Below are 22810 nucleotides of genomic sequence, written 5' to 3'. Positions count from 1 at the left end.
TTTATGAAGATGCATGCGTGGGGACAGAAGAAACCTCATTTGTAATCGGTTGATAAGTGTTTTTTCTACTTTATAGAAAATATAAGTCTCACGCCTATATATTTCTAAAAAGTATGAGGGAAGAAACTTACTCGCCAAGCCGTTTCTTCTTAATATATGCTAAAGAAAGGGACGCGATCGGCATGGCAATCGGTTTGTTCGTTCTGGCGGGTCTGGCCGAAATCGGAGGCGGGTACCTCGTATGGCTGTGGCTGCGTGAATCCAGGCCTCTATGGTTTGGCATTGTCGGGGGATTGATTCTCCTCGTATACGGCATTATCCCGACATTGCAGCAGTTCCCCAGCTTTGGCCGCGTATATGCCGCATATGGCGGCGTATTTGTGGTACTGGCGGTGCTTTGGGGATGGGCAGTCGATAAGAAAACGCCTGATCTGTATGATTGGGTCGGAGCGCTTATTTGCCTCGTTGGCGTTTCGGTCATTTTATGGGCGCCGCGGAGCTGACACAGGATTTTCACGCCTGCAGTTGGGTGATGCTATTGCGCCTGGCGGCTTGGCAGTCGACAGATCTGCGGCAACGCTGCATGGGATTGACAGCGTCTTTTATTGGTATAGGCTTCGGAAATCGTGTAAAATTCCTAATGGAGGGATTTAGACGATGACAGAGAAACCGGATATGGAAAACAGTCAGAAACCGCCCGCACAGACAAGCCAAGGCTTGCGCGTGCTTATTGTAACGTCTGTGAACGCGGAGAGAGATGCCGTACTGCGGGGACTCGGCGGTACAGGAGCAGAACGGTTCGAAGTTCTTGTTGGCGGAGTCGGCGTGGCCGCTGCGGCAGCCAGCACGGCAGGCGCCCTGGCATTATTCCGTTATGATTTGATTATTTGCGCAGGCATTGCCGGAGGCTTCAAGGATAAGGCGGAGATCGGCACGATTGTCATGGCCAGCGAGATTATCGCAGCCGACCTGGGGGCCGAGACGCCGGATGGCTTCCTCAGCGTGGACGAGCTTGGCTTCGGCAGCTCGCGGTTTCAGGTGAATTCCGGCCATTTGGCTGCCTTGACGGAAGCAATCCGCGCGGCGGGTGTCAGCGTTCAGACCGGTCCGGTGCTGACCTTATCCACCGTTACCGGAACAGCGGAGACAGCCGCTTTGCTGGCCGAGCGTGTACCCGGTGCCGCAGCTGAGGCCATGGAAGGCTATGGCATTGCAGCTGCCGCATATCAGCGGGGCGTGCCGGTGCTGGAAATCCGGGCGATCTCCAATATTGTCGGCCCCCGCGACCGCGACGCCTGGCGGATCGGGGACGCGCTCAAAGCGCTGGAAGCTGCAAGCTCAATTTTAACGGAGGTGTTACAATGAATATTGCTTTTTCACCATGTCCCAATGATACCTTTGTTTTTCATGCATGGGAGCACGGCCTCCTGCCGGATGCGCCTGAGTTGAATGTAACCTATGCGGATATTGACATAACCAATAATCTTGCTGCCAAGGTCAGCGGGCCCGAGGTCATGAAGGTATCCTATGCAGCTCTGCCGTGGCTGCTGTCCGACTATGCGCTGCTGCCCTGCGGAGGAGCGCTCGGCAGAGGCTGCGGGCCGCTGGTTCTTACCGCTGGCGGTGATGGCAGCGCGAGTGATCCGGCATCGCTGAGCGGCAAGCGCGTAGCTGTGCCCAGCGAGCGATCAACGGCCTATCTCCTGTTCCGCCTATGGGCAGCCCAGAATATTCCGGGGGGCGTCGGCGAGATTGTCGTCATGCCTTTCCATGAAATTATGCCTGCTGTGAGGGATGGCTTGATCGATGCCGGTCTGGTCATACACGAAGCCCGCTTTACGTATCCCTCCTATGGCCTCACTCTGCAAACCGATCTTGGCAGCTGGTGGGAAGCGGATACGGGGCTGCCGATCCCGCTCGGCGCTATCATTGCCCGGCGATCCATGGATCTGAATGCCATCGCCGGCTGGATTCGCGCCTCTGTCGAATATGCCTGGGCGCATCCCGATGCTTCACAGGGTTATGTGCTCGAGCATGCGCAGGAGATGTCGCCCGAGGTTGCCCAGGCGCATATCAACTTGTATGTGAATGAATTTACGGCCAATCTTGGCGAGGATGGATATGCGGCCGTTACCGCTCTGCTCGGCAGAGCGGCAAAGGAAGGACTGGTTCCGGAAATCGATCCGGCGCTGCTGCGCTAGCAAAGGAAGCCATTGTTTCAACATATAGGAAAGGTCGAAAATAGCTATACTTTGCTTCTATTACATGAGGAAAACAGGCGGATTCATCGTCTGTTTTTTGTTTTTTTCACATTTGTCTGCCATTATCATGAAATTATGATGTTTTCTCTATTGTACGGATTTCCCGCAGCAGGCTATGATTAGAGAGGATGGGTTATTTAGACATAATAGAGAGAGGGAGAGAGAAGCTTGAAAAAAGGGTTGCTTTATTTGACAGGTGCGCTGGTTGTACTCTTCGTGCTTCTCACGGGCTGCGACAAGGAAGAAGCGGAGAAGCCTTCAGATGTGTTTCAGGCTTACTTGACGGACTGGCAGCAGCAGAATTTTGCAGGCATGTATACGAAATTGACGCCGGCAGCCAAAACCGCCATCACAGAGACGGATTTTGCCGAGCGCTACAGCAAGATATATGAGGGCATTTCAGCCAGTCAGCTGTCGGTTACGGGCACGGTTCCTCTTGAGGAGGACAAACCAGGCGAAGAAGCTGCGGAGATCAGCTACACGTATAATGTCAAAATGGAAACAGCGGCAGGTCCCGTGACATTCAGCCACGCTGCAAAGCTGCTCAAATCTGTCATCGATAAAGAAACGAAGTGGCTCATCGCATGGGAACCGTCGCTTATTTTTCCGCAAATGGCGGAGGGCGATAAAATTCGTGTGCTGACCTCGGAAGGTCAGCGCGGCGAGATTTATGACCGGTCCGAGAATGGACTGGCTGTCAATGCTGAGCTTCCGCAAATCGGCATCGTACCCGGGAAATTAGGCGACAACCCCGAAGAGGCCAAAGCCGGGCTGGCTGAGAAGCTTGATATAACGGTGGACGATATAAACAAGAAGCTCAGCGCAGCCTGGGTCAAGGATAATCTTTTCGTCCCGATTGCCGTTGTTCCGCAAGAATCGCTGCAGCCGTATCTGGACATCCCCGGGGTGGATTATCAGAAGAAGACGGTGCGCGCCTATCCGTATGGAGCCGCCGCTGCCCATCTGACGGGTTATATTGCCGAAATCAGCGCCGAGCAGCTGGAGCAGAATAAGGACCAAGGCTATAAAACGGGCGACCTCATCGGAAAGTCGGGATTGGAGCAGGTGTTCGAGAAGCGGCTTAAGGGGAAGGACGGCAAGCGGATTATTATCGCCGATGAAGCGGGCAAGGAAAAAGCCGTTCTCGCACAGATTGAAGCCGCAGCCGGCGAGACGATCCGCCTGACCATAGACGGAGAGCTGCAGCAGACGGTCTATGATGAGCTCAAATCCGATACGGGCTCCGCAGCGGCGATCGATCCGCAGACCGGAGACGTGCTGGCGCTTGTGAGCAGTCCGTCCTATGATCCCAACGCCTTCCAGCGGGGAATTCTGGGCAAGCAGTACCAGCAGTGGAATGATAATCCGGATAAGCCTTTTCTGAACCGCTTCGCGCAGGGCTACGCGCCGGGTTCGGCCTTTAAAGTGATAACGGCCGCGATTGGTCTGGATACCAAGAAGCTTGATCCGGCGGAGAAGAAGAATATTTCCGGTCTGACCTGGAGCGCCGATCCTTCGTGGGGGAATTATTATGTGAAACGGGTGCATGATGTGAACCCGGTCAATCTTCAGGACGCCCTGGTATATTCGGATAATATTTATTTTGCCCAGACGGCGCTTGGCATCGGCCGGGATGCCTTTACGGAGGAGACGGCCAAATACGGTGTGGGCGAAGCCATCCCGGTTCCCTATCCTCTGAAGAAATCGCAGCTGGCCAACGACGGCATTCAAAATGACATTCAACTGGCGGATACAGGATATGGACAAGGGGAGCTGACGATGACCTCCCTGCAGGTGGCGCTGATGTTCTCCGCTCTCGTCAATGACGGGAATATGATCTACCCGCTATTGTCGGAGGATGACCGGGCAGGCAGCGCCAAATACTGGAAGGAACACGTCATGTCGCCTGAAACGGCAGCGCTTCTGAAGAGCGATCTGGTCAAAGCAGTGAGCACTGCCGGCGGTGCCGGCCACGGCGCCTATATCCCTGGGGCTTCCATCGCGGGCAAGACGGGAACGGCAGAATTGAAGCAGAGCAAAGGCGGAGAGGGCAGCGAGAACGGCTGGTTTGCCGGTTTTAATGCCGATAATCCGAATTTGCTGCTGGCGATGATGATCGAAGATGTGAAGGAACGCGGGGGGAGCGGCTACACGACTCCGAAGGTGAAGCATATTTTCTTAAAAACGCTCCAGCTCCAGAATAACGGGTAGGCCGCGAGGGGGGCTGCGATCGATTCGCAGCTCCTTATTTTGTTTGAAGGCGGGGTGGAACGACGGGCGATTGCTGCGGCGGAACAACATGGAGGATATACCCTTTTCCCCGTATACTTTCAATTGCGAAGGTGTCGTTGCTTTTTTTGCGGATGCGGTAGAGCAGCGAATTCAATTCTTCCGGCGACACTTGCGAAGCCGCATCATCGGTCATGCGCTCGGGCCAGACGCAGCGGATAATCTCGTCCTTACCGACGAATTGATGCTCTTTGCGGACAAGCAGCTCCAGACAATTATATTCTTTTTCCGAAAAACGATAATCCTGATCATGCAGCCGGATCGTCTGTCTGATGGGATCAAACATGAAATCGCTGCGCAGGCTGCGGTTCTCCGAGCTTAGAAGGGTAAAGTCCAGCGTCTCCTCCAGATTTACCGGGGAGAACGTGAGAACGACCATGCCTTTGGCAAAGGAAATATTGTCGGACGGCTCAAGCGGCACAGGCTGAAACGGGATCAGCGAGTTCCCGTTCAAGTCGGTTCCGTGCTTGCTGTCCAGATCCATGATAAAGGTTTGATTATGTTCGGAATAGATTGACGCTTGCTTCCGGGAAACAAAGGCATTCTCGAAAGCCATGTCGGGCTCCCACTGCTCTCCTTTTCTTCCGAGGATCGTCTGAGAGGGATGGCAGGGCAGAATCGTTCCGCATTCATAGGGGTAACCGCGTTCAACAACCAGGCATGAGGGCAAACTCACAGTCAAAACCTCCAGTACAGACCATAGATAACTCTTATTTTATCATGAATTCTCCGAATATTCCTCTTATCCAAAGAATGGAAGGACTGGGACGTTTCATTGACTTGAACAATCAACAAGGTTAATATAAATCCATCAAATCTAGCATTGGAGCCCGGTGATATGAAATATTCCAAAGCAACGAATTATGCACTGCACACTATGCTTCATCTGGTTGCATCTACTGCCGAGAATCCGGTTGGCGTTCAGCAGCTGGCCGAGATTCAGCAGGTATCGCAAACCTATCTTTCCAAAATATTGACCAAGCTCGTCAAAGCGGGCATGATTGAATCGGCTTCCGGGGCAGGCGGGGGCTACAAGCTGATCCGGAGGAAAGAGGACATTTCCTTCCTGGATGTGATCCATGCCATAGAAGGAACGGCTTCATTGTTTCATTGCGGATTGGAGCATAACAGCGAAGAGTGCCTGATCCAGGGTGTCATGGTGGAGGCCGAGCAAACGATGGAGCAGGTATTGCGGGAGCGCAAGCTGATTTCGCTTGTCGATAAAGTACAGGTTGTCCGGAAGTAGGCATTGCTGTAATAAGATATGGAAGGGCCACTCCCCAACCTGGGATGGTGGTCTTTTTGCTGTTGCATCCGGATGAATTCAAGTTGAATAAAATGGAAGCCGTTTTGCCCATTCCTTCTTTTTTTCTGCCGCGAAACCCTGTAAACTCTTAATGGATGGGCAAGCACCCATTGAACCTGAAGCTTAAGGACGGGTGTTATGATGTCAAACGGACTGCTGATTTATCAATTTTTCTGTTTCGGAATTATTTTCTGGCTGGGCTTATATATGCTCAATCGAATACCGGCTCAGCCGCGCCTGTCTGTCATCGGCGCTGCTCTTGCTGCCTTCGCGGTCTCCTTGAATTCATCTATTTTAATGCGGTTTTCCACGGGAGGAATAACCAAAACTATTCTTTCCGCAATCGATCATATTTCGGCTGTGGTCACTCTCATACTGCTTCTTTTGTCTATTGTTTTTGTGGTTTCGGCTTATCTGGGAAAACAGCTCACAGCCGTAAAGGGCTTGGCCGGACTGCTGCTTCAGCTCTATATATTCGCTGGTGTGTATAATGGACTCGTTGACGCTGACATGACCAACAGCGGCCCTTGGCTGGGAAATGGATTGGCGCTGCTGCTGCTCGGAGCCGCAGCGGTTTCAATGGAAATCAAGCGGCAGGGCGAGGCCTGGCTGCCTGATTTCTTCCGTTCGCTCGACTATTCCGCCTTCTACGCGCTGCTCTTCTCCGGTATGGTCGTGCTGGCGATTGTATGGGGTACAGGCAGCGACATCACGCTGCTGGGGTTATTATCGGGGGTTATCGCACTGTCGGTAGGGCTGCAGGTGTTCTCGCATCAGCTGCGCACCCTTCTCGATAATGTGGCATATGCGACATTTCCCGCTCTCCGGGAAGAGAGTGCCGAACTGCGGATGGTGGACCGCGCTGCGCCCCGTGTGGACGAAGAAGCGGTTCCGGAGCAGCTGGACGATGAAGCATTGTTCCGCTTTACCCGCAGCGCCCTGAAAAGCTTCGGCGATCTGGAGCGTCTTGCATCCAATCCTTTGGCGCGGCTTAAGCTGATTGATCAGCGGATGCATAGCCAAAGCGGACAGGGCGAGGTCATTGAACGCGCCATAGAATTGAAGGCCGTATTGACCGAATCGATAGAGCAGCTGAAGCCCCGCCAGAATGAGCCATTCGGCACTACGGATGAGTGGAGGTACTACAATGCCTTATATTTTCCTTACCTTGCGGGACTGAAGCCATATAACCGCAAATTCTCCGAAGAGCTCCTGGACGCCACATCGCTCGAAGCTCTGGAGTGGTTTCGGACTTACGTGCCCGAGCGAACCTTATACAACTGGCAAAATGCAGGCGCCCGCCTCATCGCCTTAAGATTGAAAGAAAAGATGGCAGGCTAGAATTGCCGGGAATTTATTTGTCCTGCTGATGCATGTAAGGGAGAGAGACTCCGGGCGGCTAGAGCTGTTGAAGCCTTTACCAGGGTGGGACCAAATTGACGCAGCCAAGCTGCGCAAAAAAAAGCTTCGCCCTCGAATGGGAGCGAAGCTTTTTTTGCTAATTGATTCTTGAAATCAAATCTCAGTATGTTAAGGATTAATGCCTGCTGCATGCTTCGAATGATCAGTCCCAACGAGTTCCCGCAGCAGATTTTCGCTGCTTTGTTCCAGGCGCATGGGAAAGAGCTCGACCTTGTCCGGCGCCATTTTCTTCAATTCCGGAAATACGGCCTCGGAAGCGTAAATTTTGGCCGACCGGTCCAACGCCTCCGACAGATGTTCACTGTCCAGGAGACCGAATGCTGCAGACTTGATTCCGGTAATGCCGGCATCGTTAACGCGCCGCGCCATCCATTCTCCGCCCTTTTTACCAAGACAGACAAACGATACCTCCATATCCGGCTGCAGTCTGGCAATTTCCAGGAGGACGGAAGGCTCGGCTGTGGCGCCGATCACATGCACTTTCTTATCGAAAGGCGCAAGTACGGCTTTGACCTCCTCCGCCTGGTTCAAGGTTGTAACAATAATATCGGCTTGACCGGCCTCTTCGATTGCGTTTAATCCCCCGGACAACAAATCCTCCAGGAAAACCATTTGGACTTCGCGGCCGGTAGCTTTCTCGATTTCTCTCCGGTAGAAGGTGTACGCATGTCCCTTGCATTCGACAAACAGGATCCGCGCAACCGATGGCTGTTCGTTCTGCAGCAGGCTGTAGGCAAGCCCGGCTACGAACAAATCGTGCAGCTTGATGCCTTCAGCCTGCGCTTCCTTGATCGCGCGCTCGAGCAGCTGCCGCATCGGCGAGCGCTCCTTTCGCAGCTGCTCCGTTTCCGCACCGCCCAGCACCTGCGTCCCCTTGCCTTTTTGCATGGAGACAAGACCTTCGTCACGCAGCTGGGTATAGACCCAATTGACCGTATTCCGATTAAGACCCAGTGTTGCAGCCAACTGGCTGGCGGCAGGCAGCATATCTCCCGTTTCAATTTGCCCGGTGCCGATCAGCCACTTGAGCTGTTCCTTGATTTGCGTATTCACACTGAACGTCAAGCGATGATCGACCTGTAGGCATATCTTGTTTTTCATTCTATATAACCCCCAAATACCTAGTTAACTATTTATATTATACATCTATATTTCCTAATATCCATAATAATTATTGGTTTTGTGCGTTGACAAGGAAATAAATTATGCGGTATAACTAGATTGCTGGTTATTTAGCGAGAAAGGGAATTTGAAGACAAGCTAAACGAATTCCCAGGTTTCGGGTAGGAAGCTGCAAACCATATTGAATACAGGGAGGAAGTAACATGGGTAAAATTGCGGTATTTGGATTTGGCCGGATAGGCAGACAATTATTAAGGGTGGCGCTGCAGGAAGAACTATTTGTTCCGGTATCGGTTTCCGATATCAAGGACGAAGGGACACTCGCAGCGTTATTCGAGGTCGATACCAACTACAAACGTTGGCACGAGTCCGTTTCCGGAAGTGAAGGTCAGCTGGTTATCGGCGGAAGAGAGATCCAGTACATCAACTCGTCCAAGGAAGTGCCGGATTGGAAGGCCTTGGATGTGGATCTTGTTATCGACTGTTCCGGCCGCGCCGTTACCCGTGATGTTGCCCAGATTCATCTGGACAGGGGGGCCAAGCGGGTGCTCGTAAGCGGGCCAAGCAAAAGTCTTGACGATTGCGATGCTGTTCTGCTTAAGGGCATCAACCTGGATACATTTGATCCGGAAAAACATAAAATCATCAGCATGGCGAGCTGCACGACAAACGCATTGGCGCCTGTTGTCAAAATCATTAAAGAAAATTTCGGCATTAAATATGGACTTTTCTCAACGGTCCATTCCTATACGAACACCCAATCGCTGACAGATCAGCCTATGAAGGACCGCCGGGATTCCTGGGCAGCAGCGGAAAACATCATTCCTTCCTCCTCAGGAGCGGCGAAAGCTCTGAAATTTATCTGGCCCGATCTGCAAATTACGGGCAAGGCCTACCGGGTGCCGACCCGTACCGGAAGCATTGCCGAATTGAATCTTGTGGCGGAGAAGTCCTGTACCGTTGAGCAAATTAACGATATCTTCAGAAGCGCTGCTACAGAGGGTGTATTGAAGGGAGTCATCGATGTTTTGGAGGGCGAATGGGCTTCTTCCCGAATTGTAGGAGACTCGCATTCCTCCATTATTGATCTTCCGCTGACGCAGGTTCAGGGAGAGATTCTATCCATTGCCACCTGGTACGACAACGAATGGGGCTTTGCCTCGCGGCTGGCTGAAGTCGCTGCATTCCTGGCCCGCTAACCCAATTCTTCAAAAGATGCCGGAACGAACCCGTGGCCGCATAAATAGCTCTAAAAAAACAGGAATCTACCTCGATCCGGAGGAAGGGTTCCTGTTTTTTTTGCGGGTCGGCATATCGATATAAGATGCCGATGATTCGATCATCTTTGAAAAAGAATATAACTTATTCTTTTCAATTTATTACTTATACCAAGTACAGGATGGAACCGCTGAGAAGCGAATATAAAGATTATATATTTGGAAAAAGAAGACGTTTATCCGGATACTAAAATGGAACCTGGAGGAATTAATATGAACAAATGGTTCACTCTTATCCCGATGCTATTACTGATTTCTGCATGCACGAACAATCAAGATATGCCCGTTCTGAATGACGTTACGACAACCGCCGCTCAGGAGGAAACAACAATAGCTGAAAATGCGGGCAAAGAAAAGCTTTTCGAGTTAAAGCCATACAACGGGGAGGAGAAAATCATGATCGGTTGGGGCGGTCAAGAATTTACGGCAGTATACAGCGAGCATCCTTATGTCCTTGGGCTTATATGTTCCCGAGCAAATGGAAACATATGAATTCGAAGACGGCAGGGAGTGGGGCTATAGTAAAGAAGGCAAGAGTGAAGCAAAGAGCTTCATTTCCACCCTGGGTTATGGCGATATCCATTTGAATGAGTTAACTTTCGAAAATGAGGAACTAATAAAATACGGTGAGTATATCGGTTCAGAAGATTTAGTTGCGCGAGTAGAAGATTTTTTTCTTGTGGAGCATGCCGGACAAAAGTATGTTGTGCGCTTTTCTTATTTCAAGGATGAAAAAGAGAAGGCAATACCGATGTTCCTGGCAGCAGCAAAAACATTAAGAATTGCAGGTGTACCGCAGTAATTCAAAAGGGATGAGAAAGCCACCTTCGAACATTGTTTGTAACTCCGGGACGCAGTCCACCAGGCGGCTTGGGAGCTCCGCATGGAAGTGTGTCCCAAAGGGACGAAAACGATCTATGCAGGGAGCATCAACCAAGCGTTTCTCTGCAACGCCAACGTTATTCAAATTCCGGGTGTCCAGAGGGCCGGCGGCCCTTTGGGGTCCCTCCTATGGAGGGATTTTGGGAGGAGCTGTACGCAGTCCACCAGGCGGCTTGGGAGCTCCGCATGGAAGTGTGTCCCGAAAGGGATGAAAACGATCCATGCAGGGAGCATCAACCAAGCGTTTCTCTGCAACACCAACGTTATTCAAATTCCGGGTGTCCAGAGGGCCGGCGGCCCTTTGGGGTCCCTCCTATGGAGGGATTTAGGGAGAAGCTACACATTTTTACGGAATTTCTCAACCTCTGAAGTCAGCTTATAGTCATGATCGGCCACGACATCCATGAATTTCTTCAGCAGCGTCAAATACCCACTGGAAGCCGGATCGTTCCATTTCAGAACATTGGTATAACCGATCTTGGCGTTTGCCTGGATTTTTTTATTTTCATAATCAAACAGCGGCGTGTTGTTGGAACCGAAGAACGTAAGCGTCTTATATTCAGCAAATAAATTTTTGATTTGCGCGGTCCGGTTGGAGTTTGGATACTGCTTCACGAATCGTTCTGCCGCAAGAGCGCGGTTGACGAGCTCCTGATAGCCGATCGTGAGGGCGGCATCCTTCAATTTCGCTTTCTCCGATTCAACGGTCATGATATCGACATATGCCCGGATATCCGGATTAATCCCTTTGGTGAAGGGCTGCAGAGCTTTGTAGCTGACCACGGGGAAGAACATGCCTTCTGCCGTCTCTAGCTTGTAGCCGCTCGCGTTGGCTTCCTTCAGCAGTGCTTTCAGCTTGTTGTCTTTGGTCCGATTGAGGACATTGGTCAGGCTGTCTCCGATTTTGTACACTTTGCCGATAGCGGCTTGAATGGATTCCGGATAAAATTTCTTCTCAATAACCGGCAGCTCTTTCTTGATCCCGTTCTCCAGGAACAGCACCATCAAGGAAGCCTGATAGGGAGACACTTCATCGATATGCTCGCTCAAATAAGCGAAGGCTTGGGGCAGCTGCCCTGATTTCTTCAGCATGGCCTGAAAATTATTGAAGACCTTGGTTGCTGTACCTGTATTCAGAGCTGAAGCTTGCACGGCCAGCTTCTGGGGAGCAATGGATGAGTTCTGCAGTGGTGCTGCTCCGGCTTGAGTGGATAAGGTCAGTGCTGCGAGCGCGGCTAAAGTGAGAACCTTCGTGCTTTTAGAAAAAGTAGTCATAATTGTAATCCTCCATCATTCTAGTTTTTCGGGCTAAATATAGATTACCCGAACATTGTTTCAGTGGAATCACAACTTGTTTCCGACTTGCAAACCTTCCGGTTATGGCGCTGCTTGCGCCGGGCAAAAAAGTGGACGACCGATAAAATGTCCATTGCATCAATGACATCCTATGACATCCTGCCGGGTCTCATTCTTCTGCATGCCGTTTCACCCGAAAATTTCAATTCGAGGTCCCTGCCAATCTGGCTTCGCGTTTGGCCGCCATGAATTGGCTCACGATCTCTCGTTCGTTAAAAGGCAGTTCCGTGCTGCCCAGAATCTGCGTCGTTTCATGGCCTTTGCCGGCGATCAGTACAACATCGCCTTTCCGGCATTCCTGGAGAGCGAATAGAATTGCTTCCTTGCGGTCAACGAACGAGCGGTATTCGCCTCCGGCCTGCCGGATTCCATTGACGATCTCTTGTATGATGCGCTGCGGGTTCTGGTTTTTGGGATTATCCGACGTGACAACGGACAAGTCGGAATAGGTCGCCGCAATCTTGCCCATGGCGTACCGCTTGCGTTGGCCATGCATGCCTTCGGCGCCGTATACCCCGAACACAAGAATGATTCTGGAGCGTACGAATGGCCGAATCGTCTTAAGCGCCTTCTCCAGTCCGTCCTCGGTATGGGCAAAATCGACGATTACCTTGTTATCATCATCCTGATAAACGGTTTCCAGTCTGCCGCATACCCCTTTTACACTGTCAATGCCGGCTTGAATGTCATCAAGGCCAATGCCGCAGCCGATTGCGCAGGCAATGGCCGCAAGCGCGTTATAGATATAAATAATGCCGGGCAGGTGTACCCGCACCGGTATGGATCCAGCGGGTGTATGGGCAGTGAAGGATACCGCATTTTCAAAATACCGGATATCGGCAGCATAGACGTCGCAGTCATTGCGGATACCGTAAGTAATCAGTTTTACCGGCCGCACTTTCAGCTTGTCGATCAGCAATTGGCCGTATGGATCATCGGCGTTGATAATATTGGCGCAGCTGGTTCTTTCGAACAATTGGGATTTTACCCTGAAATATTCATCCATGGTCTGGTGAAACTCCAGATGATCGGGTGTCAAATTGGTAAATATGCCGACCTTGAAGCGGGAGTGGGCGGTACGCCCCAGACTGAGCGCATGGGAGGATACCTCCATTACGCAATCGTCAATCCCGGCTTCCCGCATTTTCGCAAACAACTGCTGAAGATGAAGCGATTCGGGTGTCGTGTTTCTGCTTTTGACCGCCATGCCGTTAATCAGCGCACCCATGCTGCCGATCAGACCCACGGAGCGGCCGGCCTGCTCCAGAATGGATTGTATGAAATAGGTGATGGAGGTTTTGCCATTCGTGCCGGTAACGCCGATCAGATTAAGCTGTGCGGTCGGGTTGGCATAGAAGGCAGCCGACAGATGCGCAAGCGCATAACGTGAATCGGCAACCTTCAAGACTGTGATTGGAGCGTCCACGTCCAGATCCTTCTCTACAATGACGGCAACCGCTCCCCGTTCTATGGCATTGCCGATAAACCGGTGACCGTCGGTCTCGAATCCGGATATCGCCACGAAGACGCTGCCTACTGTCACGTTTCGGGAGTCGAATGCAATGGCGTTGATTTCAATCTCGAGATCTCCTTTTACCTTGACGAATTCAAGATCGGTAACAATGGACGACAACCACATCGTTTTTACCCCCTTTCAATTGAGTATCTTGCTGGTCCAATCATGCCAATCAGTTAAAACCGTCCCGTATCTGCTTCTTTCTGTGACCAATCACGGCGAAGCTCTTCCACATAATATGTCCGGGAAATGCATTGCCAATGTCAAACAGCTCCAGTTTGCTTTTGCATGGGCAGTAAAGTCGGCATTGGAGGTAGCGGCGGACTGTCCTATGGTTCACGTTCAGCCCGTCTGATTAAAAGACTTATAGTATTGTAATCCAAGCCAACCGATGGTCTTCATTGCCGTGATTTATTAATCCAGATTAGCCGGACAATGTTTCCGCGCCAATACGGATTGTTTCCAACTTGCAAATTTTTGCATGATTCGATCAAAAAAACTGATTTAAATTCAACCAGGGTTAATGGATTCTTGCTGAGGAATAATAAAAGGAATGGAATTTTCGGACATGCGACATATCAGGCAAAAGGAGGACAACATGATTAGAAGTCCATATGAATGCATCATTATTGGCGGGGGAATTGCCGGTTTGCAGGCAGCAATCCAGTTAGGCAGGTATCAGCACCGGGTCCTGCTGCTGGATGGGGGCAAAGGCCGCTCCACCATATGCCGCCGTTATCATAATCTTATGGGTTGGCCGGAAGGAATCAGCGGGGAAGCGCTCCTTCGATTGGGGAGGTCCCAGGCGGAAAAGCTTGGCATCGAGCTGGCGAAAGAAACAGTGGTGATGACACAAATCCGGGATGGCGGGTTTAGGGTCGATACAGCAGCAGGAGCCGTGTATGAGGCGAAAAGACTGCTGCTGGCGACGGGAGTTTCGGATCGGCTGCCTGCCGATCTGGATCTGAAGCCCTGCATCGGCACCAGCCTCTATATTTGCCCGGACTGCGATGGCTATGAAATAAGAGGCAAGCGCACGCTGGTGCTCGGCTCGGGCAATGCCGGCGCATCGATGGCCCTGGTGCTGCGTTACTGGACAGAGGAGATCATATATATCAACCATGAGCGGCAGGAGCTGGATGCAGGCATGCACGAGCAGCTCAAGCAAAAGGGAATTGCATATATGGAAGAAGCGGTCGCAGCAGTGGATCATACGGACGGTAAAATGGCGGGTGTGAGGCTTTCAAACGGAGCTTACATTGAAGCGGATTGCGGGTTTATCGCTTTTGGAAGAAATAAGGTTCAATCCGATTTGGCTGAGCAGCTCGGCGTCAAGCTGATGGACAACCGTCATATTATCGTGGACGCCCGCACGAAAATGACGAGTGTAAGCCATGTATGGGCGGCTGGCGATGTGACGGTGCATTCCGAACAAGCGGCGATTGCCATGGGGGATGGCGCGCAGGCTGCTATTTGGATACATAAGAGCCTGATCGGGTCTTGAAAATCGATCATATTGATCATTCCCCGGTTTAAAGGTATATTTAAATGAAACTTATTTTGCAGGCAATAGTCGCCAATTTGTACAACGAAAGGTTGATCGATGTGGAGAATGCGAAAACTCCCCCCAATTTTATTAAAAATATCATGACTGAGGATCTGGGAAGCGGCAAGACGAAGCAAGTGGTTACGCGTTTTCCACCCGAGCCGAATGGATATTTGCATATTGGACATGCCCGGGCAATCTGGATTAACTTCAGCCTGGCGGACGAGTTTGGCGGCAGGACCCATCTGCGCTTCGATGACACCAACCCGTTAAAAGAAGATGTCGAATATGTAAATTCCATTAAGGAAGATGTAAAATGGCTTGGCTATGACTGGGAAAGCCTGTTTTTCGCTTCCGATTATTTCGAGGAAATATACAATCGGGCCGAGAAGCTGATCGGGAAGGGTAAGGCATATGTCGATGATCTCAGCGCTGCGGAAATTCGTGAAATGCGCGGCACTCTGACTGAACCGGGTAAGAACAGCCCCTACCGGGACCGCAGCGTTCAGGAGAATCTGGAGCTGTTCCGGAAAATGCGCAGCGGGGAATTGAAGGATGGGGAAAAGGTACTGCGCGCCAAAATCGACATGGCTTCGCCGAATATCAATTTGCGCGACCCTGTCATTTACCGCATTGCTCATGCTTCCCATCACAACACAGGGGATAAATGGTGCATTTATCCAATGTACACCTTTGCCCATCCGCTTGAGGATGCCATTGAGGGCGTGACGCATTCTCTCTGTTCGCTGGAGTTTGAGGATCAGCGTCCGTTCTACGACTGGGTTGTCGCGGAATGCGAGATGGCGGCCACACCGCGCCAATACGAATTCGGACGGCTCAATCTGGCCCAGACTGTGACCAGCAAGCGCAAGCTGAAGCTGCTTGTCGACGAGAAGCATGTGGACGGTTGGGATGACCCGCGCATGCCGACGATATCGGGCCTAAGACGCCGCGGCTTCACGTCTGAGGCGATCCGCAATTTCATCTATGAGACCGGGATATCCAGAAGCCAGGGCCTTGTGGAGCTGCAGATGCTGGAGCATTTTGTCCGGGAGGACCTCAAGCTGAAGGCCCCAAGAACAATGGCAGTCGTTCAACCGCTCAAGGTGGTCATCACCAATTATCCCGAAGGCCAGGTAGAGTGGCTGGAAGCGGAAAATAACAGCGAGAATCCGGAAATGGGCAATCGCCAAATTCCGTTCTCGCGGGAAATCTATATTGAGCAGGACGATTTCATGGAAAATCCGCCGAACAAATATTTCCGCCTGTTCCCGGGCAACGAGGTACGGCTCAAGAATGCTTACTTTATCAAGTGCAATGAGATGATCAAGGATGCGGACGGCAAGGTCATCGAGATTCACTGCACGTATGACCCTGAGACCAAGAGCGGCAGCGGATTTACCGGCCGCAAGGTGAAGGGCACGATTCACTGGGTGGAAGCGAGCCAGGCGGTTGAGGCGGAATTCAGGCTGTACGAGCCGCTGATCAGCGCGGAAGCGCCTGAGGATGAACTGCTTGGCGAAGAGGATGGATTGGATGCGGCAGCGGTTGAGAAGCCGGCCAAGACGTTCCTTGATCAACTCAATCCGAATTCGCTGACCATCAAGCGGGGGTTTGTCGAAGCGGAGATGAAGGAAGCCAAGCCGCAGGACAAATTCCAGTTTTTCCGTCATGGTTATTTTAACGTGGATACGAAATACTCGAAGCCCGGAGCGCCGGTGTTCAATCAAGTGGTTTCTCTGAAAAGCTCGTTCCAGCTGCCGGCTGCCGAGTAGGCCAAACTTCACGGTGCCGTCCGCATCCGCAACCTATCGGATGTAAAGTGCCTGTGGCCGTGTACGGATGCAGACGGCAAGGACAACAAAGAAAGGCCGTCGATTGCAATCGACGGCCTTTCTTATGAGTATTGATTCTTAATAAATGAAATTAATGGCCCATCATCATGGCTGGATCCGGAGCATCTTCTTCCCGTTCATGATCCGCTTTAACCCGCGGTTTGCGGAGGATGATGCTTAATAATACGCCCGCAAGCGCGACGAAGGCTGTTACAAAGAAAGTATCGTCAAAGGCAGAAGTAGCGCTTATCAATGGATCCCCGCCTGCGCCGGCTTCCTTCATATGAACGGATATTTGGGAAGTTAAATATCCTGTCAAACCGGCAATCGCGAATGAAGTAACGACCTGCTGGCTGGCAGTTGTCAAAGGCGTTACCCGGCTTACAAGCCTGCGTGGAGCCGAGTTCAGCACATGCGTATTCAACGACATCATGGACAATCCCATGCCGGCGCCCATCATGGCAATTGGAATCATGACCAAAGCCATCTTGGTATCCACATTGACCTGGGAGAGAGTAAACAGAGCGACAGCTATGATCGTCAGACCGGTGAATGCCAGGGGACGCGCGCCTAATTTATCGAACAGACGTCCGCCGATCGGCATGAAGATCATCGAGCAAATGGCCATTGGCAAGGTGGTTAATCCACTCTCGAGTGCCGTGAAGCCTCTGACATTCTGCAGGTACAGCGGAATCATCAGGATCGCACCGAACAACGCCACTTGCGAAATCCATAGAATAATTACGCCGCGTGTGAAATCCGATGATCCGAATACGCGCAGTTCCAACAGCGGCTGCTTCTGGCGAAGCTCTACAATAATGAACAGAATCAGGGCGACGCCGCCTACGATCAGACCGGTCAAGGTCTTGGTGGAGCCCCAGTCCGTTCCACCTTCGCTCACGCCGTAAGCCAGCATGGAGAAGGCGATGGGAGCAAGGATCATACCGAGAATATCAAGGGCAGGCGCTTTTTGACGCTCAACGTTAGGCAGATATTTGATTCCGACAAGCAGAGCGGCAATCCCGATTGGCAGGTTGATCAGGAAGATCCAATGCCAGGACGCGAAGCCGATCAACCAACCCGACAGGATCGGCCCGACAGCGGGAGCAAGCAGCATCGGAATACCGAGCATGCCCATTACAGCTCCCCTTTTCTCGGTTGGAGCGAGCTTGAATATCATCGCCATGCCGATTGGGGACACCATACCGCCGCCAACCCCTTGAATGATGCGGAAAAGAACGAGCTGTTCCGGCGTTTGCGCCAAAGCGCAGAGCACAGAACCGAGTGTGAACAAGGCGATGGTAATCAGGAAAACCCGCTTCGCGCCGAATTTATCCGTCATCCAGCCGGCCAGCGGAATGACCGCCGATAGTGCAAGGGTGTATCCAGTGATTGTCCACTGAATGGTTTTGAGCGAGCTGTTGAAGTAATCCTGCAAGTTAGGAACGGCGACATTGACGACTGTACTGTCCAGAATAACCATGATCATTCCAATAATGACGGCAAGAAGCGGCGCAATTATGGATTTGATTGAAAATTCCGGCTCTGACGCAGCAGTTGATGCATTTTGCGTGGACATGAGTTTGTTCCTCTCCATCTCTATATATTTGTCTCTTTCTCTATACCGTGCCTGACACAATATGCAGCATGTTCAAGCTCGCCTTGACGTGAGTTGAATAACCTCCTATTATTGACTTATGGTTTTTATAAAAAACCTATCGGTCACGGTAGGCTTAATTTTACCGATATTCTTGTGAAAGTCAAATCATTTTTTTGAAAAGAGGGAGTAAAGTGAGCCTTATCAAGGACAGAATTATTGAGTCCGCTGTTCGTCATTTCTCGGAAAAAGGATATCTGGCCACATCGATTCAGGATATTTCCGATGATTGTGGAATCGCCAAAGGTTCTTTATATAAATACTTTCAGTCCAAAGAGGATTTATTCAGGGAAGTTCATGTGAGCCGTATACAAAATCTGCGTGAGCAGCTTGAGACTATCAGAGAGCATTCGGAGCTTTCCCCGCGCGAGGTTTTTATCCGGGAAACGGAAATTCAATTTGAGTTTTTTATGGTCAACCGGTTTATTATGCAGGAAATCAAAGAGCTGACGAAGTCCGACGGGCAAATGACGACGTTCTTCCTGCAGTTGAAATCCAGCTTGCTTAACTTCCATAAGGAAGGCTTGATCAGGCTGGTGGGTGACGAAATCATTCCGAACATATGGGATCTGGTCGTTATGTATAACGGCATTGTACGGGAATATATCTTCCTGCTGGTCTTCGAGGATAAACCGCTGATTATCAGAGATATCACCTCTTTCATTGTAGACCGCATTGAGGAAATGGCTGCGAGCATTCTGCAAAAGAAACCGCTTCCGGTATTAAGCGACTCGCTTATGAATGAATGCGTGAAATGCGGCATGGAAGGGATTGCGGTCTCTGCTGACGATCATCGGAACGCTCTGCTGGCGGTGCTGCTGACGACCGTGAAGGAGCTGTCCGTCACCAATGCAAAAAGAACGCAGCTGAAAGAGGCGGTTGAGGCGCTTCAGGATGAATTCAGACAGGAACGACCCAAACTGGTCGTGATGCAGGCGCTGCTCGTACTGCTGGAGCAGGAGCATGAGCTCAAATACTTTGTTTGGCAGCTGAACAGGCATCTGATCAGGTACAGGCATAAGCTGGACGGGATTGGTTGACTAAGGATCCGGTTATCCGCTATACTACTTCACAATAAGCAAAATGACGACCAAAGCGATGACAGGGACGAGTACAAGGCACAGGTTGCAGCCAGCGAGCCGGGGATTTGGTGAAAGCCCGGACTTCAACCGCCGTTGGAAAATCACCCTTGAGTATCTCTTGAACCTTATACAGGCTTAGAGAGTATCGGCAGATCCCGTTAACGATCACCAGAGCGAAGCATTGGCGCTGCCGGTATGTTCCTGACATGCCACAGGCGCCTGGCTTAATCAGGGTGGTACCGCGAGACTTCTCGTCCCTTTTTTCAGGGATGAGAGGTCTTTTTTATATTTATTTACCTAAACACCGACAAGGAGTGAGACGGATGGATTATGGAAAAACGTTAAACCTGCTGCAAACCGATTTTCCCATGCGCGGCAATCTGCCGCAGGCAGAGCCCAAACTGCAGCAGCAGTGGGAAGAGCAGGATATCTATGCCCAGGTGCGCAGCAGCCGCAGGGGCAAGCCGAAATTTATTTTGCATGACGGACCGCCGTATGCCAATGGCAACATCCATATCGGCCATGCGATGAACAAGATTTTGAAGGATATGATTGTCCGCTTCAAGACGATGCAGGGCTTCGATGCCCCTTTTGTTCCCGGCTGGGATACGCATGGGCTGCCTATCGAGCAGGCGATTGCCAACGGCGGCAAGGTGGACCGCAAGAAAATGACGGTCTCTGAATTCCGTGATTATTGCAAAGAATATGCCCTGGAGTGGGTGGAAAAGCAGAAGGTGCAGTTCAAGCGGCTGGGTATCCGGGGCGACTGGAGCAACCCGTATATTACGCTTCAGCCCAAGTATGAGGCACAGCAAATCCGCGTATTCGGCGGAATGGTGAACAAAGGCTACATCTATAAAGGCTTGAAGCCGGTTTACTGGTCTCCGTCCTCGGAGAGTGCGCTGGCGGAAGCGGAGATTGAATACCAGGATAAGACTTCTACCTCCGTATACGTCGCTTTTGATGTGAAGGTGGGGAATGGGAAGCTTCCATCAGATGCCTCAATCGTCATCTGGACGACAACCCCTTGGACGCTGCCTGCGAACCTTGGCATTTCTCTGAACCCGGACTTTGATTATGTTCTGGTTGAAACGGGCGGGAAGAAATTCGTGGTTGCCGGAGGGCTGCTGGAAGCAGTCTCGCGAGAAGTCGGCTGGAAGGATGTTAATACGCTCTCTTCCTTCAAGGGAAGCGAGCTTGAAGGCGTGCTGTGCCAGCATCCTTTCTACGATCGAACTTCACTTGTGATGACTGGCGATCATGTCACGCTCGAGGCAGGAACAGGCTGCGTTCATACGGCTCCAGGACATGGGGAGGACGATTTTATGATCGGGCAGAAATATAATCTGGGCGTGCTCTGTCCGGTGGATGATCAGGGGCATTTCACCGCGGAAGCACCGGGATTCGAAGGCATGTTCTATGAGAAGGGCGGCAAACTGGTCACGCAGATGCTGGAGGAATCTGGCCATCTGCTGCATCAGAATACCATTACACATCCCTATCCGCATGATTGGCGAACGAAGAAGCCTGTGATCTTCCGGGCCACCGAGCAGTGGTTCGCTTCCGTGGACGGTTTCCGCCAGCAGATGCTGAATGAGATCAAGCGCGTGGCCTGGACCCCGGAATGGGGGGAAATCCGGCTGCATAATATGATTGCCGACCGCGGCGACTGGTGTATTTCTAGGCAGCGGGCATGGGGCGTTCCCATTCCGATTTTTTACTGCCGCAGCTGCAATGAGCCGCTTGTGAATGGAGAGACCATCGAGCATGTGGCGGGAATATTCGAGCAGGAAGGCTCCAACAGCTGGTTTCAGCGCAATGAGACGGAGCTGCTTCCGGCAGGTACCGCTTGCTCCAAATGCGGACATGATCAATTCCGCAAGGAAACGGACATTATGGATGTATGGTTTGATTCCGGCTCCAGCCATGTCGCTGTGCTGGATTCACGGGAGGATCTGCAGTGGCCGGCGGATCTTTATCTGGAGGGCTCCGATCAATACCGCGGCTGGTTTAACTCCTCTTTGATCACGGGAACCGCAGTGAAAGGGCAGGCTCCATACAAGGCCGTACTCAGCCATGGCTTCACGCTGGACGGCGAGGGACGTAAAATGTCCAAATCGCTTGGCAATACCGTTGATCCCAATCAAGTGTGCGACAAGCTGGGTGCGGATATTCTCCGTCTGTGGGTTTCTTCTGCGGACTATCAGTCCGATGTCAGAATTTCGGATAACATTCTGGGCCAAACGACGGAGGTCTACCGGAAAATCCGCAATACTCTGCGGTTCCTGCTCGGCAATCTGTTCGATTATGATCCATCCAGGCACCGGGTTCCTGTAGAGCGGCTGAGCGAGCTGGACCGTTTCGCGCTGCTGCGGCTGCACCGGACGATTGAGCGGGTAACGAAGGCATATGACGCCTATGAGTTTCACCTGGTTTACCAATCGGTCCATCATTTCTGTGCGGTCGATCTGAGTGCATTCTATCTGGATATCCTGAAAGACCGTCTTTATGCCGATGCGCCGGATGACGTCTCCAGGCGGGCAGCGCAAACTGTGCTGTATGAGGCTCTTACTGCCATCACGAAGCTGATTGCGCCAATCCTGCCCCATACGGCCGATGAGGCATGGACCTATATCCCGGGTACGGAGCTGCCGAGCGTACAGCTGGCCGATCTGCCCGCTGTGGATGCAGGCTTGTTCGATCAGGCGCTGGAGGCGAAGTGGGAGCGGTTCATCGGGCTGCGTGATGATGTACTCAAAGCATTGGAGGATGCGCGCAAAGCCAAAGTCATCGGCAATTCATTGAGCGCCGCCGTACATCTCTATCCGGGTGAAGAAGATTATGCGCGGCTTCAGGAATTCCAGCAGCTGGAGCAGCTTTTCATCGTATCAGCGGTACAGGTGCATCCGCCCGGCATTACAGTTCCGGATGAGGCGCAGGCAAGCCAACAGCTTCCGGTGAAAGTGGTTGTGGCCGAAGGGGAAAAATGTGAGCGCTGCTGGAATGTCACGCCTCTGGTTGGCCTGGATGCCGATCATCCCACCTTATGTCCGCGCTGTGCGGCTGTCATGAAGAAGTTGTCGTCGTAAAAAACATGTTCGTTCCAGTCTTGAGAGGTTGGCTTTACAGATAAATAATAAGCAAAAAACCGTCCCCATTGGAGGACGGTTTTTTTAATATTCATGATTAATTGGCGATTGCCAACATTTTCTTCGCTTATTCCTCGATAAGCATAGAATTTCTTAGAAGCCAAAAGCCC

18 protein-coding genes and 1 other annotated feature are annotated in these 22810 nt (G+C 51.6%); of the genes, 13 read left to right on the top strand and 5 right to left on the bottom strand.

Features of this window, described 5'->3' with window-relative positions; translation table 11 throughout:
• Positions 1-176 precede the first annotated feature (176 nt).
• The 4 genes from AC0YOA_RS26230 (at position 177) to AC0YOA_RS26215 (ending at position 4472) form a co-directional block, all read left to right on the top strand.
• On the top strand, positions 177-503 hold the full coding sequence (locus tag AC0YOA_RS26230; RefSeq protein WP_210040003.1) for a YnfA family protein: 327 nt from the start codon (positions 177-179) through the stop codon (positions 501-503).
• A 172-nt stretch (positions 504-675) separates the two neighbouring features.
• Positions 676-1365: a futalosine hydrolase gene (locus tag AC0YOA_RS26225; protein ID WP_475789190.1), complete on the top strand. Its 690-nt coding sequence runs from the start codon at positions 676-678 to the stop codon at positions 1363-1365.
• Positions 1362-2201, top strand: a complete 840-nt coding sequence (locus tag AC0YOA_RS26220) for a 1,4-dihydroxy-6-naphthoate synthase (protein ID WP_475789132.1) — start codon at positions 1362-1364, stop codon at positions 2199-2201. The genes AC0YOA_RS26225 and AC0YOA_RS26220 overlap by 4 nt, the downstream gene beginning before the upstream one ends.
• 228 nt (positions 2202-2429) lie before the next feature.
• Complete coding sequence (locus AC0YOA_RS26215; RefSeq protein WP_475789131.1) at positions 2430-4472, top strand: penicillin-binding transpeptidase domain-containing protein; 2043 nt, start codon at positions 2430-2432, stop codon at positions 4470-4472.
• A 34-nt stretch (positions 4473-4506) separates the two neighbouring features.
• On the opposite strand, the gene AC0YOA_RS26210 is transcribed toward AC0YOA_RS26215, so the two are convergent.
• Positions 4507-5226: an FHA domain-containing protein gene (locus AC0YOA_RS26210; RefSeq protein WP_475789130.1), complete on the bottom strand. Its 720-nt coding sequence runs from the start codon at positions 5224-5226 to the stop codon at positions 4507-4509.
• 162 nt (positions 5227-5388) lie between these two features.
• On the opposite strand from AC0YOA_RS26210, the gene AC0YOA_RS26205 reads away from it, so the two are divergent.
• On the top strand, positions 5389-5796 hold the full coding sequence (locus tag AC0YOA_RS26205) for an Rrf2 family transcriptional regulator (protein ID WP_210039821.1): 408 nt from the start codon (positions 5389-5391) through the stop codon (positions 5794-5796).
• 198 nt (positions 5797-5994) lie between these two features.
• Positions 5995-7197, top strand: a complete 1203-nt coding sequence (locus AC0YOA_RS26200; protein ID WP_475789129.1) for a hypothetical protein — start codon at positions 5995-5997, stop codon at positions 7195-7197.
• 189 nt (positions 7198-7386) lie between these two features.
• Here the strand turns inward: AC0YOA_RS26200 and AC0YOA_RS26195 are convergent, their stop codons facing one another.
• The gene (locus tag AC0YOA_RS26195) at positions 7387-8379 is read right to left on the bottom strand and encodes a GntR family transcriptional regulator (protein ID WP_475789128.1); all 993 of its coding nucleotides are present in this window, start codon (positions 8377-8379) and stop codon (positions 7387-7389) included.
• Between the two features lie 224 nt (positions 8380-8603).
• Here AC0YOA_RS26195 and AC0YOA_RS26190 point away from each other — a divergent pair, with 224 nt between their 5' ends.
• From AC0YOA_RS26190 to AC0YOA_RS26180, 3 genes are all read left to right on the top strand, one after another.
• Complete coding sequence (locus AC0YOA_RS26190) at positions 8604-9599, top strand: type I glyceraldehyde-3-phosphate dehydrogenase (protein WP_475789127.1); 996 nt, start codon at positions 8604-8606, stop codon at positions 9597-9599.
• A 291-nt stretch (positions 9600-9890) separates the two neighbouring features.
• A complete protein-coding gene (locus AC0YOA_RS26185; RefSeq protein ID WP_475789126.1) occupies positions 9891-10169 on the top strand; it encodes a hypothetical protein in 279 nt (92 codons plus the stop codon).
• The gene (locus AC0YOA_RS26180; RefSeq protein WP_475789125.1) at positions 10126-10479 is read left to right on the top strand and encodes a hypothetical protein; all 354 of its coding nucleotides are present in this window, start codon (positions 10126-10128) and stop codon (positions 10477-10479) included. The genes AC0YOA_RS26185 and AC0YOA_RS26180 overlap by 44 nt, the downstream gene beginning before the upstream one ends.
• A gap of 416 nt (positions 10480-10895) precedes the next feature.
• Here AC0YOA_RS26180 and AC0YOA_RS26175 read toward each other — a convergent pair whose 3' ends face one another.
• Positions 10896-11834, bottom strand: coding sequence for a hypothetical protein (locus tag AC0YOA_RS26175; protein ID WP_475789124.1), 939 nt, complete (start codon positions 11832-11834; stop codon positions 10896-10898).
• Positions 11835-12057: 223 nt separating this feature from the next.
• Positions 12058-13554, bottom strand: coding sequence for a UDP-N-acetylmuramoyl-L-alanyl-D-glutamate--2,6-diaminopimelate ligase (locus tag AC0YOA_RS26170; protein ID WP_475789123.1), 1497 nt, complete (start codon positions 13552-13554; stop codon positions 12058-12060).
• 475 nt (positions 13555-14029) lie between these two features.
• Here AC0YOA_RS26170 and AC0YOA_RS26165 point away from each other — a divergent pair, with 475 nt between their 5' ends.
• Both AC0YOA_RS26165 and AC0YOA_RS26160 read left to right on the top strand, forming a co-directional pair.
• Positions 14030-14935, top strand: coding sequence for an NAD(P)/FAD-dependent oxidoreductase (locus AC0YOA_RS26165; protein WP_475789122.1), 906 nt, complete (start codon positions 14030-14032; stop codon positions 14933-14935).
• 44 nt (positions 14936-14979) lie between these two features.
• Positions 14980-16752 carry a glutamine--tRNA ligase/YqeY domain fusion protein gene (locus AC0YOA_RS26160; protein WP_475789121.1) on the top strand — a complete coding sequence of 591 codons (1773 nt, stop codon included), beginning with the start codon at positions 14980-14982 and terminating at the stop codon, positions 16750-16752.
• A 151-nt stretch (positions 16753-16903) separates the two neighbouring features.
• Here the strand turns inward: AC0YOA_RS26160 and AC0YOA_RS26155 are convergent, their stop codons facing one another.
• Positions 16904-18451, bottom strand: a complete 1548-nt coding sequence (locus tag AC0YOA_RS26155; protein ID WP_475789120.1) for a DHA2 family efflux MFS transporter permease subunit — start codon at positions 18449-18451, stop codon at positions 16904-16906.
• A gap of 152 nt (positions 18452-18603) precedes the next feature.
• Between AC0YOA_RS26155 and AC0YOA_RS26150 the strand changes: the two genes are divergently transcribed.
• Together AC0YOA_RS26150 and ileS are read left to right on the top strand one after the other, a co-directional pair.
• Positions 18604-19509, top strand: coding sequence for a TetR/AcrR family transcriptional regulator (locus tag AC0YOA_RS26150; protein WP_475771571.1), 906 nt, complete (start codon positions 18604-18606; stop codon positions 19507-19509).
• A gap of 49 nt (positions 19510-19558) precedes the next feature.
• Positions 19559-19813, top strand: a binding site (T-box leader).
• 61 nt (positions 19814-19874) lie between these two features.
• A complete protein-coding gene (ileS, locus tag AC0YOA_RS26145; RefSeq protein ID WP_475789119.1) occupies positions 19875-22640 on the top strand; it encodes an isoleucine--tRNA ligase in 2766 nt (921 codons plus the stop codon).
• Positions 22641-22810 lie beyond the last annotated feature (170 nt).

Source organism: Paenibacillus sp. JT22N12 (assembly GCF_056269365.1).
Note: the sequence above shows the minus strand (reverse complement) of the source record. Positions and strands in the feature narration are given on the sequence as shown.